At 70.5% G+C, this 17,965-nt stretch carries 15 protein-coding genes (1 of these 15 cut by a window edge); 4 read left to right on the top strand and 11 right to left on the bottom strand.

What is annotated here, in order from left to right; all coding sequences use genetic code 11:
• The 3 genes from CP973_RS30810 to thyX all read right to left on the bottom strand — a co-directional run.
• Positions 1–977 carry the 5' portion of a ribonuclease J gene (locus CP973_RS30810; RefSeq protein WP_150247132.1) on the bottom strand. 709 nt of this gene lie to the left of the window's left edge, so only the first 977 of its 1,686 coding nucleotides appear in the window; it begins with the start codon at positions 975–977; its stop codon lies off the left edge, out of view.
• A gap of 113 nt (positions 978–1,090) precedes the next feature.
• Positions 1,091–1,990: a 4-hydroxy-tetrahydrodipicolinate synthase gene (gene dapA, locus CP973_RS30815; protein ID WP_150247133.1), complete on the bottom strand. Its 900-nt coding sequence runs from the start codon at positions 1,988–1,990 to the stop codon at positions 1,091–1,093.
• Positions 1,991–2,226: 236 nt separating this feature from the next.
• Positions 2,227–2,988, bottom strand: a complete 762-nt coding sequence (gene thyX / locus CP973_RS30820; RefSeq protein WP_150247134.1) for an FAD-dependent thymidylate synthase — start codon at positions 2,986–2,988, stop codon at positions 2,227–2,229.
• Positions 2,989–3,222: 234 nt separating this feature from the next.
• On the opposite strand from thyX, the gene CP973_RS30825 reads away from it, so the two are divergent.
• Positions 3,223–3,462 carry a hypothetical protein gene (locus CP973_RS30825; protein WP_150247135.1) on the top strand — a complete coding sequence of 80 codons (240 nt, stop codon included), beginning with the start codon at positions 3,223–3,225 and terminating at the stop codon, positions 3,460–3,462.
• A 124-nt stretch (positions 3,463–3,586) separates the two neighbouring features.
• Complete coding sequence (locus CP973_RS30830; RefSeq protein ID WP_150247136.1) at positions 3,587–4,138, top strand: PH domain-containing protein; 552 nt, start codon at positions 3,587–3,589, stop codon at positions 4,136–4,138.
• Positions 4,139–4,278: 140 nt separating this feature from the next.
• Here the strand turns inward: CP973_RS30830 and CP973_RS30835 are convergent, their stop codons facing one another.
• The 6 genes from CP973_RS30835 to eccD form a co-directional block, all read right to left on the bottom strand.
• Positions 4,279–4,731 (bottom strand): tetratricopeptide repeat protein, encoded by a 453-nt coding sequence (locus CP973_RS30835; RefSeq protein ID WP_150247137.1) that lies wholly within the window; start codon positions 4,729–4,731, stop codon positions 4,279–4,281.
• Between the two features lie 15 nt (positions 4,732–4,746).
• The gene (gene dapB / locus CP973_RS30840) at positions 4,747–5,499 is read right to left on the bottom strand and encodes a 4-hydroxy-tetrahydrodipicolinate reductase (protein WP_150247138.1); all 753 of its coding nucleotides are present in this window, start codon (positions 5,497–5,499) and stop codon (positions 4,747–4,749) included.
• A gap of 48 nt (positions 5,500–5,547) precedes the next feature.
• Positions 5,548–6,927 carry a M16 family metallopeptidase gene (locus tag CP973_RS30845; RefSeq protein ID WP_150247139.1) on the bottom strand — a complete coding sequence of 460 codons (1,380 nt, stop codon included), beginning with the start codon at positions 6,925–6,927 and terminating at the stop codon, positions 5,548–5,550.
• Positions 6,924–9,137: a polyribonucleotide nucleotidyltransferase gene (locus CP973_RS30850; protein ID WP_150247140.1), complete on the bottom strand. Its 2,214-nt coding sequence runs from the start codon at positions 9,135–9,137 to the stop codon at positions 6,924–6,926. Before CP973_RS30850 ends, CP973_RS30845 begins: the two co-directional genes overlap by 4 nt.
• A gap of 300 nt (positions 9,138–9,437) precedes the next feature.
• Positions 9,438–9,725, bottom strand: a complete 288-nt coding sequence (gene rpsO / locus CP973_RS30855; RefSeq protein ID WP_030414166.1) for a 30S ribosomal protein S15 — start codon at positions 9,723–9,725, stop codon at positions 9,438–9,440.
• Between the two features lie 226 nt (positions 9,726–9,951).
• Positions 9,952–11,424 (bottom strand): type VII secretion integral membrane protein EccD, encoded by a 1,473-nt coding sequence (gene eccD / locus CP973_RS30860; RefSeq protein ID WP_150247141.1) that lies wholly within the window; start codon positions 11,422–11,424, stop codon positions 9,952–9,954.
• A gap of 280 nt (positions 11,425–11,704) precedes the next feature.
• Between eccD and eccCa the strand changes: the two genes are divergently transcribed.
• Complete coding sequence (eccCa, locus tag CP973_RS30865; protein ID WP_150247142.1) at positions 11,705–15,661, top strand: type VII secretion protein EccCa; 3,957 nt, start codon at positions 11,705–11,707, stop codon at positions 15,659–15,661.
• 203 nt (positions 15,662–15,864) lie between these two features.
• Here the strand turns inward: eccCa and CP973_RS30870 are convergent, their stop codons facing one another.
• Both CP973_RS30870 and CP973_RS30875 read right to left on the bottom strand, forming a co-directional pair.
• On the bottom strand, positions 15,865–16,752 hold the full coding sequence (locus CP973_RS30870; RefSeq protein WP_150247143.1) for a WXG100 family type VII secretion target: 888 nt from the start codon (positions 16,750–16,752) through the stop codon (positions 15,865–15,867).
• Complete coding sequence (locus CP973_RS30875; RefSeq protein ID WP_150247144.1) at positions 16,749–17,057, bottom strand: hypothetical protein; 309 nt, start codon at positions 17,055–17,057, stop codon at positions 16,749–16,751. Before CP973_RS30875 ends, CP973_RS30870 begins: the two co-directional genes overlap by 4 nt.
• A gap of 274 nt (positions 17,058–17,331) precedes the next feature.
• Here CP973_RS30875 and CP973_RS30880 point away from each other — a divergent pair, with 274 nt between their 5' ends.
• A complete protein-coding gene (locus CP973_RS30880) occupies positions 17,332–17,760 on the top strand; it encodes a hypothetical protein (protein ID WP_150247145.1) in 429 nt (142 codons plus the stop codon).
• Positions 17,761–17,965: the final 205 nt, after the last annotated feature.

The following is a 17,965-nucleotide window of genomic DNA, read 5'->3' on the forward strand; positions in this document are numbered from 1 at the left end:
TGGTCGCGGTTGGCCATCCGGGACAGCGCCGCCATCGGCTCGCCCTGGGAGCCCGTGCAGACCAGCACGACCTCGTCGTCCGGCAGGTCGTCGAGGGTCTTGACGTCCACGACGAGCCCGGCCGGGACCCTCAGGTAGCCGAGGTCGCGGGCGATGCCCATGTTGCGGACCATCGAGCGGCCGACGAAGGCGACCCGGCGGCCGTACTCGTGGGCCGCGTCCAGGATCTGCTGGATGCGGTGCACGTGGCTGGCGAAGCTGGCCACGATGATGCGCTTCTGCGCGCTCGCGAAGACCGTGCGCAGCACACCGGAGATGTCGCGCTCGGGCGGGACGAACCCGGGGACCTCGGCGTTCGTGGAGTCGGACAGCAGGAGGTCGATGCCCTCCTCGCCCAGCTTCGCGAACGTCGGCAGGTCGGTCAGGCGGCGGTCCAGCGGGAGCTGGTCCATCTTGAAGTCGCCGGTGTGCACGACCATGCCCGCGGGGGTGCGGATCGCGACCGCGAGGGCGTCCGGGATGGAGTGGTTGACCGCGACGAATTCGCAGTCGAACGGGCCGAGGGCCTCCCGGTCGCCTTCCTTGACCTCCAGCGTGTACGGCCGGATGCGGTGCTCCTGGAGCTTCGCCTCGATGAGGGCGAGGGTCAGCTTGGAGCCGATCAGCGGGATGTCCGGCTTCTCGCGGAGCAGGTAGGGGACGCCGCCGATGTGGTCCTCGTGGCCGTGCGTGAGCACGATGCCGTCGATGTCGTCGAGGCGGTCCCGGATGGACGAGAAGTCCGGCAGGATCAGGTCGATTCCGGGCTGCTCCTCCTCCGGGAAAAGCACTCCGCAGTCGACGATCAGCAACCGGCCGCCGTACTCGAAGACCGTCATGTTGCGGCCGATCTCGCCCAGGCCGCCGAGGGGGGTGACGCGCAGGCCGCCCTTGGGAAGCTTCGGCGGCGCGCCGAGCTCAGGATGCGGATGACTCAAAAGACTCTCCTCACCACACGCGCCACGTCGCCCTGGGGCACACGTGGCGCGCATGACATTCGTGCACTTGCGGTTTGGCGGTTGTTTTCCGTGTTCAGTTGTGAAGTCTGTGGCTACAGATGTACCCCGCCGGCGGCGAGATCGCGCTTGAGCTGCTCCGTCTCCTCCGTGGACAGCTCCACGAGCGGCAGGCGCAGCGGACCGGCGGGCAGGCCCTGGAGTCCGAGCGCGGCCTTGGTCGTGATGACGCCCTGGGTGCGGAACATGCCGGTGAAGACCGGCAGCAGCTTCTGGTGGATCTCCGTGGCCTTGGTGACGTCACCGTGCAGGTGAGCGTCGAGGAGCGCGCGCAGCTCCGGGGTGACGACATGGCCCACGACCGAGACGAAGCCGACGGCGCCCACGGACAGCAGCGGGAGGTTGAGCATGTCGTCGCCGCTGTACCAGGCGAGGCCGGAGCGGGCGATGGCCCAGCTGGCGCGGCCGAGGTCGCCCTTGGCGTCCTTGTTGGCGACGATGCGCGGGTGCTCGGCCAGGCGCACCATCGTCTCGGTGTTGATCGGGACACCGCTGCGGCCGGGGATGTCGTACAGCATGACCGGCAGGTCGGTGGCGTCCGCGATGGCGGTGAAGTGCCGGAAGAGACCTTCCTGCGGGGGCTTGCTGTAGTACGGCGTCACGGCGAGCAGGCCGTGCGCGCCGGCGTCGCGCGCGGCGCGGGCCAGCTGCAGGCTGTGGTCGGTGTCGTTGGTGCCGGCTCCGGCAACGACGAAGGCCCGGTCTCCGACCGCGTCCACCACGGCCCGGACCAGCTGGGCTTTCTCCGCATCGCTGGTGGTCGGGGACTCGCCGGTGGTGCCGTTGACGACGAGGCCGTCGTTGCCGGAGTCCACCAGGTGCGCGGCGAGCTGCTGCGCGCCGTCGAGGTCGAGAGCGCCATCCGCCGTGAACGGCGTGACCATGGCGGTCAGCACCCGCCCGAAGGGGGTCTGCGGTGTGGAAGTCGGAGCCATGGGTCCCACGCTACTCGTAGCGCACCTCGGGTCGCGCCCCTGGGGAGCCGGGATGTGGACTCCGGCACTGCTTGCTCGGGGGTTCAAGCAGTGCCGGGTCCGTTTCCTCAGCGTAGATGAACTTCTCAAAATGCCGCAATACGGACACCTGGCACGTCTGTGCGGCCGGTAAGGCTCCGGCGGACGACGGCCGCCCCGCACGGCGGTCCGGCGGGCCATCCCGGGGGCCGGCCGCCTTACGGGGCGATACGGCCGTTGGCGTTGAACGCGGCGTAGGTGAGCGGCATCAGGCGCGCCCAGTGGGCCTCCATCAGCTCGCCGACCATCTCGATCTCGCGCTGCGGGAAGGACGGCACGGCCGCCAGCTCGTGCTGGGTGCGCAGCCCCAGGAAGTGCATGAGCGAACGGGCGTTGCAGGTCGCGTACATGGAGGAGAACAGGCCGACGGGCAGGACCGAGCGGGCGACCTCACGGGCCACACCGGCGGCCAGCATCTCCTGGTACGCGGCGTACGCCTGGCGGTAGGACTCCTCCATGGTCTTGGTGGCCAGCGCGTGCTGCTCGGGGGTGCCGGCGACGAACTCGTACTTGCCGGGGCGGCCCTGCTGGACCAGCTTGCGCGACTCGGAGGGGACGTAGAACGTCGGCTCCAGCTGCCGGTAGCGGCCGGACTCCTCGTTGTACGACCAGCCGACGCGGTGCCGCATGAACTCACGGAAGACGAAGATCGGCGCGCTGATGAAGAAGGTCATCGAGTTGTGCTCGAAGGGGCTGCCGTGCCGGTCCCGCATCAGGAAGTTGATCAGGCCCTTGGAGCGCTCGGGGTCCTTCTGCAGCTCCTCCAGCGACTGCTCGCCGGCGGTGGAGACGCGGGCCGCCCACAGCACGTCGCTGTCCGCGGCGCTGTGCTTGACCAGCTCGACCGTCACCTCGCTCCGGAAGCTCGGGGCCGGGCCTTCGGGGCTTTGGACGCTCTCGTCGGGGGTAGAGGGGGACACCAGCGGTTCCTTCCGTTCATTCCACGTGGCGCGCCCCAGCCTACGGCCCGCCACCGACAGTCCAGGAATTGCGGCAGGATGCCGCGTAACGTACAAAAACGGACACTGTTCCGTCCGGCTCGGACCGCGGTTGATATTTTTCACAGAAGTTGCGGAAAACGGGCACCAAACGGACGCGACAGTCGTCTAACCCTGTGACAGTGCCCACTTCGAGGTTCCAAGGAGAGCCCGCTCATGTTCCGCCGGCGAGAGCCCGTGCCGTTCGCCTTCGTCGCCGAGGCCGACCGGTTCCGCAGCAATGTCGCGCCCCCGCCCCGAGAACGCATCAGCCGTGCCCAGCTCGCGGGCCGCTCACTGATCGGCCTGACGGTCGTCGGCGGTCTCGCCGGCGCCCTGCTGTTCGGCGTCCCGGCGCTCCAGCAGGAGACCGCCGGTGTCGGCACGCACCAGTCCGAGGCGGCGCACGGCCGCTGATCCGGCCGGGCGGTCCGCGCGCGCTCGTCGCGCGTGCCGCCCGGCGCGAAGTGGTTCCGGCACCCGAGTCCCGATAACCTCACCGGTCACAGCCTTTCCGCGTGCCCTGGAGTGAGGACCCGCCGTGCCCCTGACCTTCCTGACGGCCGACCGCGACCTCGACGACCAGGCCGTCGAAGCGGCCCCGCTGCCCCATGCCGGGCCCGATCACTGGCGCCGTCCCTACCGTCCGGGTCCCGGGCGGGTGGGGGCGGCGGCCGTGCTTCTGCTGCTGGCCTCGTTCGTCCTGCTGTCCGCCGTGATCATCGTCGCGGCGGGCGCGCTGCCCGCCGCCGCGGTCTGCACCGGTGTCGCGCTCGTGATCATCGCGCTGGCGGTGCGCTTCCTGCGGGTGGGCATGTGGGTCAGCGCCCACGGCCTGCGGCAGGTGGAGCTGCTGCGGACGACGACACTGCGCTGGGACGAGGTGGCCGCCGTCCGTACCGTCCAGCGGCCGGTGCGCTGGCTGGGGCTGCCGCGGACGGTGCAGGGTCAGGCACTGGTCGTCGAGCGGCGGGCCGGCGGCGCGCTGCGCACGCTCGTCACGGACCGCAACGGGGACTTCATGGGGCGGCCCGAGGCGTTCGACCGGGCCGCGGACGTGCTGGAGGCGTGGGCGGCGGAGTACCGCCGGTAGACAGCGGAGTCCGGCAGACAAGGGCCGGGGCCGGTCCCTGGCCCGGAACCGGCCCCGGTCGGCGGTCACACCCGTACGCCCCAGGTCGCACCCGTACGCCCCAGGTCACATCCGTACGCCCCGAGTCGCGCCCGTACGCCTCAGGCCCGTACCGGCTTGCCGTCGTGCAGCGCGATGGCCCGCTGCATCGCCTTACGGGCCCGCGGTGTGTCCCGCGCGTCGTGGTAGGCGATCGCCAGGCGGAACCAGGAGCGCCAGTCGTCCGGCGCCCGCTCGGTCTCGGCACGCCGCCGGTCGAAGACCTCGTCGGCGGAGTCCCGGTCGATGCGGCCGCCCGGGGTGCGCTTCAGCTCGTCGACCGGCAGTCCGCCCTCGGCCTCCAGTTCGCGCGCCAGGCGGCCGGCCTTGCGCGCGAACTGGGTGGTGTGCCAGAGGAACCACAGGCCGATGAACGGCAGGATCAGGACGGCGACGCCGAACGCCACGGTCAGCGCGGTGCCCTGCTCGATGAGCAGGACGCCGCGGCTGCCGACGAGGACGAAGTAGACGACCAGGACCGCCGCGAGAACGCAGTAGGTGATCTTTGCTCGCACGCTCGGTTCTGCCCGTCAGTCCAGGTCGAGGAAGTTCTCCAGGCCCACGGTCAGGCCGGGAGTGGTCACCACGCGGCGCACGCCGAGCAGGATGCCCGGCATGAAGCTGCTGTGGTGGAGCGAGTCGTGGCGGATGGTGAGGGTCTCCCCCACCCCGCCGAGCAGCACCTCCTGGTGGGCCAGGAGGCCGCGCAGCCGTACGGAGTGGACGGGGATGCCGTCCACGTCCGCGCCGCGGGCACCGTCCAGCGCGCTGCTGGTGGCGTCCGGCTGCGGCGGGCAGTCCGCGGCGGCGCGGGCCTCCGCGATCAGCTTCGCCGTGCGGGCCGCGGTGCCCGAGGGAGCGTCGGCCTTGTTCGGGTGGTGCAGCTCGATGACCTCGGCGGACTCGAAGAACCGGGCCGCCTGCTGGGCGAACCGCATGGTCAGCACCGCGCCGATGGAGAAGTTCGGGGCGATGAGCACACCCGTACGGGGCGACGCGTCGAGCCATCCGCGCAGCCGCGCCAGGCGCTCGTCGGTCCAGCCCGTGGTGCCGACGACGCCGTGGATGCCGTTGCGGACGCAGAACTCCAGGTTGTCCATGACCGCGTCGGGGTGGGTCAGCTCGACCGCCACCTGCGCCCCGGCCCCGGTCAGGGTCTCCAGCGAGTCGCCCCGCCCGAGGGCGGCGACCAGTTCCATGTCCTCGGCGGCCTCGACCGCCCGTACGGCCTCGGAGCCGATGCGCCCCTTGGCCCCGATGACCGCCACGCGCAGCTTGCTCATCGTTTCCCGCTCTCTCTTCCTGTAGCCCTGGTCCGCCTGGTACGCAGGTCAGGCGACCGCGTCGTGCAGCCGCTGCGCCTGCCGGTCCTTCAGCGGGCCGATCACGGACAGCGAGGGACGCTGTCCCAGTACATCGCGCGCCAGCTCCCGGACCTCGTCCGGGGTGACCGCCGCTATCCGCGCCAGCATGTCGTCGACCGACATCTGGGCGCCCCAGCACAGCTCGCTCTTGCCGATGCGGTTCATCAGCGCGCCGGTGTCCTCCAGGCCCAGGACCGTCGAACCGCGCAGCTGGCCTATCGCGCGGCGGATCTCGTCGTCGGTCAGGCCCTCGGACGCCACCTGGTCGAGCTGGTCGCGGCAGATCTTCAGGACGTCGTCGACCTGGCTGGGGCGGCAGCCCGCGTACACGCCGAACAGACCGCAGTCGGCGTAGCCGGAGGTGTACGAATACACGCTGTAGGCCAGGCCGCGCTTCTCCCGCACCTCCTGGAAGAGGCGGGAGCTCATGCCGCCGCCGAGGGCCGTGTTCAGCACGCCCATCGCCCAGCGGCGCTCGTCGGTGCGGGCCAGGCCCGGCACGCCGAGGATCACATGGGCCTGCTCGGACTTGCGGTTGAGCAGTTCCACGCGGCCGGCCGTACGGATCCTGCGGGAGCCGTCGCGGGGCGCCGTCGGGGTGGCGTCCGTACGGTCGAGGGCACCGGCCTTCTCGAAGGCGGCGCGGACCATCCGGACGACCTTGGCGTGGTCGACGTTGCCGGCGGCGGCGACGACCAGCCGGGTCGGGTCGTAGTGCTTCTTGTAGAAGCGGCGGATGCGCTCGGGAGTGAGGGCGTTGACCGTCTCGACGGAGCCGAGGACCGGGCGGCCGAGGGGGGTGTCGCCGAGCATCGTGTGCGCGAACAGGTCGTGCACGCAGTCGCCCGGGTCGTCCTCGGTCATGGCGATCTCTTCGAGGATCACGCCGCGCTCGGCCTCGACGTCGTCCGGCTCGATCAGCGAGCCGGTCAGCATGTCGCAGACCACGTCGATGGCGAGCGGCAGGTCGGTGTCCAGCACCCGCGCGTAGTAGCAGGTGTACTCCTTCGCCGTGAAGGCGTTCATCTCGCCGCCGACCTCGTCGATGGCGGCGGAGATGTCCAGCGCGCTGCGCTTCCCGGTGCCCTTGAAGAGCAGGTGCTCCAGGTAGTGGGTGGCGCCGTTCAGCGAAGGGGTCTCGTCGCGGGAGCCGACGTGCGCCCAGATGCCGAAGGTCACGGAGCGTACGGAGGGCAGGGTCTCGGTGACCACGCGCAGGCCGCCCGGCAGGACCGTCTTGCGGACCGTGCCGGCGCCGGCGGTGCCCTTGAGAAGCGTTTGGGTACGGGCGACGGCCCGCCCCTCCGAAGAGGTGCGGGCCGTCGTCCGTGAGCTACGGGACGTCACTTGGCGGCGTCGTCCTTCGCCTCGTCGTCTTCACCCTCGATGACCGGGGCCAGCGACAGCTTGCCGCGCTGGTCGATCTCGGCGATCTCCACCTGGACCTTGCTGCCCACCGCGAGCACGTCCTCGACGTTCTCCACGCGCTTGCCGCCGGCCAGCTTGCGGATCTGCGAGATGTGCAGCAGACCGTCCTTGCCCGGGAGCAGCGAGACGAACGCACCGAAGGTGGTGGTCTTGACGACCGTGCCCAGGTAGCGCTCGCCGACCTCCGGCATGGTCGGGTTGGCGATGCCGTTGATCGTGGCGCGGGCGGCCTCGGCGGCCGGGCCGTCGGCGGCACCGATGTAGATGGTGCCGTCGTCCTCGATCGTGATGTCGGCGCCGGTGTCCTCCTGGATCTGGTTGATCATCTTGCCCTTGGGGCCGATGACCTCACCGATCTTGTCCACCGGGATCTTGACGGTGATGATGCGCGGCGCGTTCGGGGACATCTCGTCCGGAACGTCGATCGCCTCGTTCATCACGTCCAGGATGTGCAGACGGGCGTCGCGGGCCTGCTTGAGGGCCGCGGCCAGCACGGACGCCGGGATGCCGTCCAGCTTGGTGTCCAGCTGCAGGGCGGTGACGAACTGCTTCGTACCGGCGACCTTGAAGTCCATGTCGCCGAACGCGTCCTCCGCACCGAGGATGTCGGTGAGGGTGACGTAGTGGGTCTTGCCGTCGATCTCCTGGGAGATCAGGCCCATGGCGATACCGGCGACCGGGGCCTTCAGGGGCACACCGGCGTTCAGCAGCGACATGGTCGAGGCGCAGACCGAGCCCATGGAGGTGGAGCCGTTGGAGCCGAGCGCCTCGGAGACCTGGCGGATGGCGTACGGGAACTCCTCGCGGGTCGGCAGCACCGGCACCAGCGCGCGCTCGGCGAGCGCGCCGTGGCCGATCTCGCGGCGCTTGGGCGAGCCCACGCGGCCGGTCTCACCGGTGGAGTACGGCGGGAAGTTGTAGTTGTGCATGTAGCGCTTGCGGGTCACCGGGGAGAGGGTGTCCAGCTGCTGCTCCATGCGCAGCATGTTCAGGGTGGTGACGCCCAGGATCTGGGTCTCGCCACGCTCGAACAGGGCCGAGCCGTGCACCCGCGGGATGGCCTCGACCTCGGCGGCGAGCGTACGGATGTCCGTCACGCCACGGCCGTCGATGCGGACCTTCTCCTTGATGACGCGCTCGCGCACCAGGGTCTTGGTCAGCGCGCGGTAGGCGGCGGAGATCTCCTTCTCGCGGCCCTCGAACTGCGGCAGCAGCTTCTCGGCGGCGAGCGCCTTGACGCGGTCCAGCTCGGCCTCGCGCTCCTGCTTGCCGGCGATGGTCAGCGCCTCGGCCAGCTCGCCGCGGACGGCCTCGGTCAGCGCCTCCAGCACGTCGTCCTGGAAGTCCAGGAAGATCGGGAACTCGCCGACCGGCTTCGCGGCCTTGGCGGCCAGGTCCGACTGGGCCCGGCACAGCACCTTGATGAAGGGCTTGGCGGCCTCCAGACCGGCGGCGACGACCTCCTCGGTGGGGGCCTCGGCGCCGTCCTTGACCAGCTGGATGGTCTTCTCGGTGGCCTCCGCCTCGACCATCATGATCGCGACGTCGCCGTCCGGCAGGACGCGGCCGGCCACGACCATGTCGAAGACGGCGTCCTCCAGCTCGGTGTGGGTCGGGAACGCCACCCACTGGCCGTTGATCAGGGCGACGCGGGTGCCGCCGATCGGGCCGGAGAAGGGCAGGCCGGCCAGCTGCGTGGAGCAGGAGGCGGCGTTGATGGCGACCACGTCGTAGAGGTGGTCGGGGTTGAGGGCCATGATCGTCTCGACGATCTGGATCTCGTTGCGCAGGCCCTTCTTGAAGGAGGGGCGCAGCGGCCGGTCGATCAGGCGGCAGGTGAGGATCGCGTCCTCGGAGGGCCGGCCCTCACGGCGGAAGAAGGAGCCGGGGATCTTCCCGGCGGCGTACATCCGCTCCTCGACGTCCACGGTCAGCGGGAAGAAGTCCAGCTGGTCCTTGGGCTGCTTGGAGGCGGTGGTGGCCGACAGCACCATGGTGTCGTCGTCCAGGTACGCGACGGCGGAGCCGGCGGCCTGCTTGGCCAGGCGGCCCGTCTCGAAGCGGATGGTGCGGGTGCCGAAGGAGCCGTTGTCGATGACGGCCTCGGCGTAGTGGGTCTCGTTCTCCACCAGGGATATCTCCTCGTCTGCGTCCGCTGCCCGTGTGGCTGCGGACCTTCGTCGGTGGAGCGCCGGAATTGCGGGCCGGTCTTCGATCGAAGCACCCGGATACGGGGCCGCGCGGTCGTCCGCGTGCCATCCGGGGGCCACTACCGAGGACCGGCGGCTGAAGGGCGCCCCACCTCGTTCGCTATGGCGTTATGGGACCAGACTACAAAGCCCGGGTCCACCGGGCAGTGGACCGGACGTCCGGTACGTACGGCAAAGGGAGCGGCCCCCGGGTGTGGGAACCGCTCCCTTCACGATGTCTTACTTGGCGCCCGCCGCGCCGCGGCGGATGCCCAGGCGCTCGACCAGCGCGCGGAAGCGCGTGATGTCCTTCTTCGCCAGGTACTGCAGCAGGCGGCGGCGCTGGCCGACGAGCAGCAGCAGACCACGGCGGGAGTGGTGGTCGTGCTTGTGGGTCTTCAGGTGCTCGGTCAGGTCCGAGATGCGGCGGGAGAGCAGCGCGACCTGGACCTCGGGGGAGCCGGTGTCGCCCTCCTTGGTGGCGAACTCGGCCATGATCTGCTTCTTCGTGGCGGCGTCGAGCGACACGCGTACTCCTTGGGGTGTTCCGGGCCCGCGAGCGCCCCTGGATCGTCTTCACAGGGAATCTTCGATTACTCGGTCTAGGCCATCACACAGAGTACCAGCTGCGCAGCGGCCCCCTGACCGTTCGGTCAGGGGGCCGTGCGTACGGGTGACCCCGCGTGCTGCGGGTGTCATCCGTACGAGGAGCCTTTCCGGGCTCCTGCGGGACTGTCGGGCCTGTGGCGCGGGCCTACGAGGAGCTGGTCAGGCCGCGTACGGTGCCGTACACGTCCAGCACCGCCAGGCACAGCGGCACCAGCGACAGCAGGACGACGCCGTCGAAGATGTCGAAGAGGCGGCCCCAGAAGGGGGTGACGCCCTTCTTCGGGACGACCAGGCCCACGCCGACCAGGACGGCGGCGCCGGCCGCGATGCTGGCGGAGAACCAGACCGTACGGATGTTGAGCGGCCCGGAGTCGCCGAAGCGCACCAGGTCGGCGAGGACGTCGACCGGCGGGTGCAGCGAGATGCCCAGGATGAGCAGCACGATCGTCAGGATGCCGGCCACCGTGAGGCAGGCGACCTGCGCGGTGTAGTCGAAGAGCCGGGCGCGCAGCATGATCGTGATGCCCGCGGCCAGCGCCAGCAGCTGCGCCCAGACGTTGTCGGAGAAGCCGAGGACGACACCGGCCGCGCCGACGACCAGGGCGGAGCAGCCCGCGACCAGGCCGAGCAGCAGTTCGTGGCCGCGCTTGGCCTGGTTGCCGATCTTGATGAAGTCGACCGACTCGGTCATGGCGTCCTGGTCGCCGTCGTGCGGGCCCTTGGCGATCTGGTCGGGCGACTTGTAGCCGATGGGCAGCCGGGCGAAGCGCGAGGACAGGCTGGGCAGCCAGGCGACGACGGCGATGGCGACGACGGCGGTGACCGCGGCGACCTCGCGCGGCTCGGCCTCGGTGAGGATGGACGCGAAGACCGCGAGGGTGCCGATGCTGGCCAGGAAGGCGGCGGCCACGAAGGGCGCGTCGCCGCGCGGCAGCAGCACCACCAGGAGGACGGACGCGATCAGTACGGTCACGCAGCCGACCAGGAACTGCAGGCGGCCCGGGCCCTCGCCGTCGGCCACCGGCATGATGCCGGAGCCGGCGAGCAGCAGGTGCGGCAGCGAGGCCAGGCCCAGCGCGATGGAGGAGGCGTGGTCGTCGTAGACCCGGGCCCGTACGCCGGCCAGCGCGACCAGGACGATGCCGGTGACGCCCGCGATGATGCCGGGCAGGCGGTGCATGTCGCGGTCGGCCGGGTTCGAGAACCACAGCGCGAACGCCATCATGACGAGCAGCAGCACGCCGGCGGTGAGGCCGACGATGTTCATCAGGTCGTCGCTCCAGCGGTTGCGGTTGCGCTTGACCGCGGAGGCGACGGCGTCCGAGACGTCGTCGAAGACCGGCAGCGGCAGCGACTCCGCGAACGGCCGCAGCAGGAGCAGGTCGCCGTCGAGGATGCGCTGCTGGGCGAGGGACTGGCCGGCGTCCAGGACCGTGCCGTCCCGGCGCACCAGGTGGTATCCGGTGGGGGCGCCCTCCGCCTGGGACTGGCCGGAGAGCCGCAGGATCTCCGGATAAATATCGACGAGTGCGACATCCTCGGGCAGTGCCACGTCGATCCGTGCGTCCGGCGCGGCGACTGTGACCCGGCAGAAGCCGGTGCCTGTAGTCGTGCTCACCTGGCGGTTCCCCCTATCCGTTGGGCAGTTTGTCGCGTGCGTGCCTTATATATAGGGGCGCCGCCACCGTGCCTTTATATCGGGGCGTCGTTACGGGGCCTTGGGCGCGCTCGCGAGGCGTCAGCGTACCCCCCAATTAGGGCGCCGCCCCACCCGCCCCGGCACTTGACCGTTAACAGTAGGATCAACGCCTGCGTCGGGCCATGGACTTGGTCCGGGGGACCGTCGAACCAACGGGGGCGGTCCGAGACTGCGAGATGCATGAAGGACTGATGCCTCGGTGAGCGTTGTCATCGTCAAGCGCCCGCCCCGCGCGCTTCCGCCCGAAATCCCCAGTGAGGAGTTGACGCTCGAAGCTCCTCCGGAGCTGCCTCGCGAGGGCGAGGACAACATGCTGATGAACCTCATGCCGATGATGGGCATGGCGGGTTCGGCGGGATTCTTGTTCATGGGCACCCAGCCGTTCATGAAGATCATGGGCGGCGTGATGGTGGTTTCCACCCTCGCGATGGCTATTGTCCAGATCGTCAAGGCCCGGCAAGGGCCTTCCGGGCAAATGCTCCAGGAGCGTCAGGATTACCTCAAATACCTGGCACAGAAGCGAAAGGAAGTACGGCGCACCGCACGCAAACAGCGTGACGCACAGCTTTTCGTCCACCCCGACCCGGGCCAATTGTGGTCGATCGTGGCGGAGGGCAAACGCGTTTGGGAACGCCGGGCGACGGACGCCGACTTCGCACAGGTACGGATGGGACTGGGCCCGCAGCAGCTGGCGACGCCCCTGAAGGCTCCGGAGACCGCGCCGGTCGACGAGCTGGAGCCGCTCACCGCGCACGCGATGAAGGAATTCCTCGACAAGCACGGGCATTTGGACTCGCTGCCGCTCGCGGTCTCGCTGCGCGCCTTCTATCACCTGACGATCTCGGGCGACCCGGACACCGTGTACGGGTCCGCGCGCGCCATCATCGCGCAGTTGTGCACGCTGCACTCGCCGGAGGACCTGGTGGTGGCCGTGGTGGCCGCGCCGGGCGCGCAGGCCGAGTGGGAGTGGACCAAGTGGCTGCCGCACGTCCAGGACAAGACCACCGACGGCGCCGGCACCCGGCGGCTGGTGGTCGGTGACCTGGGCGAGATCGAGGAGCTGCTGGCCGACGAGCTGGAGGGCCGCGGCCGGTTCAACCCGCAGGGCACACCGGTGACCGACACCCCGCACGTGGTGGTCGTGCTGGACGCCGGCGACGTGCCGGTGGACTCGGTGATCGCCGGGGCCGAGGGCCTGCAGGGCGTGACGATCCTGGAGATCGTGCCGGGCGAGCTGGACGAGATCCGCGGCGGTCTGGCCGTACAGGTGTGGCCGGGCAAGCTGGTGCTGGAGTCGGCGAGCGGCGCGGTCTACAACGGCACCGTGGACACCCTCTCGGTCGCCGAGGCGGAGTCGCTGGCGCGCCAGCTCGCGCCGCTGCGGGCCGGCTCGGGCGCCGACGGCGAGGAGCCGCTGCTGTCCAACCTGGACTTCACCGACCTGATGAACATCGGTGACGCCGGTTCGGTGGACGTCTCGCGCACCTGGCGCCCGCGCACGCTGCACGAGCGGCTGCGCGTGCCGATCGGTGTCGACAAGGACGGCCAGCCCGTCATGCTCGACATCAAGGAGGCCTCGCAGGAGGGCATGGGCCCGCACGGCCTGTGCGTCGGCGCGACCGGTTCCGGCAAGTCCGAGGTGCTGCGCACCCTGGTGCTCGCGCTGGCGGTCACCCACTCCTCGGAGACGCTCAACTTCATCCTCGCGGACTTCAAGGGTGGCGCCACCTTCACCGGTATGGCCGACATGCCGCACGTCGCCGCGGTCATCACCAACCTGGCCGACGACGTCAGCCTGATCGACCGCATGCGCGACTCGATCACCGGTGAGCTCCAGCGCCGTCAGGAGCTGCTGCGCTCGGCGGGCAACTACGCCAACATCACCGACTACGAGAAGGCCCGCGCGGCCGGCGCCCCGCTGGACCCGCTGCCCTCGCTGGTGATGGTGCTCGACGAGTTCTCCGAGCTGCTGACCGCCAAGCCGGACTTCATCGACATGTTCATCCAGATCGGCCGGATCGGCCGTTCGATGGGTGTGCACATGCTGCTCGCCTCGCAGCGCCTGGAAGAGGGCAAGCTGCGCGGCCTGGACACGTTCCTGTCGTACCGGCTGGGCCTGCGGACGTTCTCCGCGGCCGAGTCCCGTACGGCGATCGGCGTGCCGGACGCCTACCACCTGCCCAACGTCCCGGGTTCCGGCATCCTGAAGTACGACACCGAGACGATGGTGCAGTTCAAGGCCGCGTACGTGTCCGGTCCGTACCGCGGGCCCGGGGCCACCGGAGGCGGCGGGGGCGGCCGTACGAACCGGATGCCGGTGCCGTTCACCGCGTCGCCGGTGCTGGCGCCGATCGTCGAGGAGATCGTCGCCGAGGAGCCGTCGCTCGCCGAGCAGCAGGACGACGCGCTCGCCGACACCGTCCTGGACGTGATCGTCCAGCGGATGCAGGGCCAGGGCCCGCCGGCGCACCAGGTGTGGCTGCCGCCGCTGGACGAGTCCCCCACCGTCAACCAGCTGCTGCCGGCGCTCGCGGTCACGCCCGAGCGGGGCGTGCACGCCCCGGAGTACACGGCGCTCGGCAAGCTGGTCGTGCCGGTCGCGCTCGTGGACAAGCCGTTCGAGCAGCGGCGTGACGTGATGTACCTGGACTTCTCCGCGGGCGCCGGTCACGGCCTGGTCGTCGGTGGTCCGCAGTCCGGCAAGTCGACGCTGATCCGGTCCGCGATGGCGGGCTTCGCGCTCACCCACACCCCGGCCGAGGTGCAGTTCTACTGCCTCGACTTCGGTGGCGGCGGCATGCTGGCCATGGAGGAACTGCCGCACGTCGGCGGGGTGGCCTCCCGGCTGGACGCGGAGAAGGTGCGCCGTACGGTCGCCGAGGTCGTCGGCATCCTCAACGAGCGCGAGGAGTTCTTCCGCGCGAACGGCATCGACTCCATGGGCACGTACCGCCAGCGGCGGGCCGCGGGCGCGTTCCCGGACCAGAAGTGGGGCGACGTCTTCCTCGTCATCGACGGCTGGGGCACGTTCAAGACCGACTACGAGCAGCTCGACCCGGTCATCCTGGACATCGCCGGCCGCGGTCTGGGCTTCGGCATCCACCTGATCCTCGGCGCCTCCCGCTACACCGAGGTGCGGCCGGCCCTGCGCGACCAGCTCCTGAACCGCGTCGAGCTGCGGCTCGGCGACCCGATGGAGTCGGAGTTCGACCGCAAGCGCGCGGAGAACGTGCCGATGGGCCGGCCGGGCCGCGGTCTGTCCCCGGAGAAGCTGGACTACCTGGCCGCGCTGCCGCGTATCGACGGCAACTGCGAGCCGGAGAGCCTCAGCGAGGGCATGGCGCACCTGGTGGCGACGGTCAAGGAGCACTGGCAGGGCGAGCCCGCCCCGAAGGTGCGGATGCTGCCGACGCTGCTCCCGGCGAGCGACCTGCCCAAGGGCGGCGACTACCCGGAGCACGGCATCGCGATCGGTGTCGACGAGACCACGCTGTCGCCGGCGTTCGTCGACTTCGAGACGGACCCGCTGCTGGTCATCTACGGCGAGAGCGAGTCCGGCAAGTCCTCGCTGCTGCGTCTGATCGCCAAGCAGATCTCGGAGCGCTACTCCTCCGACAAGGCGCTCATGGTGGTCTCCGACTACCGGCGCGCGCTGCTCGGCGAGATCCCCGAGAGCCACATGTACAAGTACTGTGCCGCGGGACCGCAGCTCCAGGAGGTCATCACCGGGCTGGCCGGTTCCCTGGGCCGCCGGATGCCGGGGCCGGACGTCACGCCGGAGCAGCTGCGCAACCGCAGCTGGTACGACCTGCCGGACGCGTTCGTGATCGTGGACGACTACGACCTGGTGGCGACCAGCAGCGGCAACCCGCTCCAGCCGCTGCTGGAGTACCTGCCGTTCGCCCGCGACCTGGGCCTGCGCCTGATCCTGGCGCGCAGCTCGTCGGGTGCGGGGCGGTCCTCGTTCGAGCCGGTGATGCAGCGCACGAAGGAGCTGGGCGCCCAGGGTCTGATCCTTTCGGGTGACCCGGGCGAGGGTCCGCTGATGGGCAACATCAAGGCGACCAGCCTGACGCCGGGCCGAGCGCACTTCATCACGCGCAAGCGCGGGGCCCAGCTGGTGCAGACCGGATGGCTGCCCGCGAACAGCGGCTGACGGGCGCCCGGCGGTTTGCGGGCCGCCGGGGCGCGCGAAGGCGGTGGGGCGCCTCTCCTTCGGGAGGGGCGCCCCATTGGTGTTTCGAGGGTTCTTACGGTTACGGGTTTTTACGGTTATGGGTGTCTACGGTTCAGGGCTTCTGCGGTTCAGGGCGTTTACGGTTGAGGACTTCTACGGGCCCGCGTGACGACGGGCCGGGCTCAGCCGAAGGCGCCGTGGCGGCGGACGTCGGGTTCCTTGGCGGTCTTGTTGTCGGCGTTGTCGGCGTTGTCGGCAGCGGGCTGCGTCTTGGAGGCGGACTGTTTGCCGACGTCGCCTTCAGGGGCGGCCGACGGGGCGCCCGTGGCCTTGTCCGCCACTCCGGTCGCGCCGGAAGCCCCGGAGGATTCGGGGGATTCGGCCGTTTGGGGGGTTTCGGAGGCTTTGGCGCCCCGAGCTGCCGGGGCGACCGGCGCCGCGGACCCGGCCGGTCCGGCCGTCGCCCTCGGCGTGGCCCCGGCGGCGCCCCCGTCGGCCGCGGGCTCTCCCGTACGTACGCCCTTGGCCACGCCCGCGCCGCCCCGCGCGCCCTTCGCGTCACCGGCCCGCGGCGGGCCGAACGGGTCGGGCCCGTGAGGCGCGTGGGAGGTCTCCCACTGGGCCGTGACCGCGGGCCGCTGCCCCTGCCCGCCTCCCCTGCCGCCCTTGCCGCGGAAGGCGCCGCCGAGCGACGTGGCCAGCTGGCCCAGGGCCATGAAGCCGTACGCGGTCTGCGTACCGGACGACTGGGCGCCGTCGTCCTGGGCAGAAGCCGGCGCGGAGTCGTGAGCGCCGGAGCCCGCGCCCGCGTGCGCCGCCTTGTCCTGGGAGGCGGCGTTCTCCAGGTCGGCGGCGGCCAGTTCGAAGACCGGCAGCGTCTCGTCGACGGACCGCTTGAGGCGGTGCCACTCCGCCGCGAACGCCTCGCCCGCCGGGCCCTGCCAGTTGGCCGCCGCGGCCTCGCCCACATGCCGGTCCAGGCCCCGTACGAGGCCGTCCAGGTGCTTGCCCATGTCCCGCCAGCCGGCCGCCGCCTCGTGCAGGGCCCGGGGGTTGCGCCGCTCGGTCACCGGACCTCCCGGATCGTCTCGACCAGCTCCGCCTCGGCCGCGTCGGTGGCCACGGCGGTCTCCCTGATGCCGCCGGCCACCTCCGCCAGCCGCTCCCGCAGCTGTTCGAGGGCGCGCTCGGCCTGCTCGTACAGCTCCAGGTACGGTCCGGCCGCCGCGCGCGAGCCGAACCCGTCGCACAGCGCCTCGGCGTCGGAGCGCCGTCTGAAAGCGGTCAGCTGCCGGCCCAGGTCGTCCGCGGATATCTCGAACTGCGTACCGAGCTTGTGCAGCTCCTCGGTAATGATCCGGACCTCGTCTGACATCTTTTCTCCCCGAAATTGTTTGGCGCAGCTCGAATGACGCGGCCCGAATGGCGCGGCGACCTGCCGGACAAGGCCCCAGGTCTAGCACACCCGGGATAGCGGCCGACCGCCGCGACCGAAGCGGTGGACAGCAGCGCCGGGGAAGGAAAAGGGACCAATATCCCGGAATGCCGACAACCCTCCTTGACGAGCCGTTCGGATCCGTCATTAGACTCGTGACGCCGGTGCAGCACACGCGGTTGCTGTACCACCGAGTTCACCGGGGGCAGAAGACATGAGCGGTATCAGCGGCGCGGGCAATGAGCGGCAGATCCAGGAAGAGGATCTGATGGACGTGGCCCAGGATCGCGAGCAGGCGCACCGGCTGCGCAAGGCCCTGCAGACACTGGCCACCAACCCCAATGTCGGCGGAAAGCTCCAGGAGATGGCCCAGGAGGTGCTCTCCGGACGGATCGGCATGAAGGACGCCATCCAGTCCGAGGAGTACATGGGCGCGATCGGCGACCGCATGAACGAAATGCGGCGGGCGGCCGAGAACCAGACCCAGGCCGAGCGGGAGGCGTCCCGCGAGCAGTTCGCGAAGTGGCAGAAGGAGCAGGAGGAGCGGGAAGCCCAGGAGCGCGCCGAGCGCGACGGGCCCTCCGGCGTCATCGTGACCGGGTCGCGGCGGGGCGGCCGGGGCGGCACCAGCCACCGGAACTGACCGGCCGTGCCCGGCCGTCCACGGCCGGGCGCGCACCCTTTCCTCCCGTTCACGGCGGACCGTACGCCGTGAACGGGATTCCTCTCGGGTACGGGCTTGCGGCACCTTCGACGGCTTCGGCCCCGATTCACACCTTGTTCTCCCGCCTGTCCGCTCCCCGGCCGGCGATTGATCGCATTCGCCGGTATCCGATCGGCTCTTAACG

The organism is Streptomyces albofaciens JCM 4342, assembly GCF_008634025.1.
In the GTDB taxonomy this organism is placed as follows: domain Bacteria; phylum Actinomycetota; class Actinomycetes; order Streptomycetales; family Streptomycetaceae; genus Streptomyces; species Streptomyces albofaciens.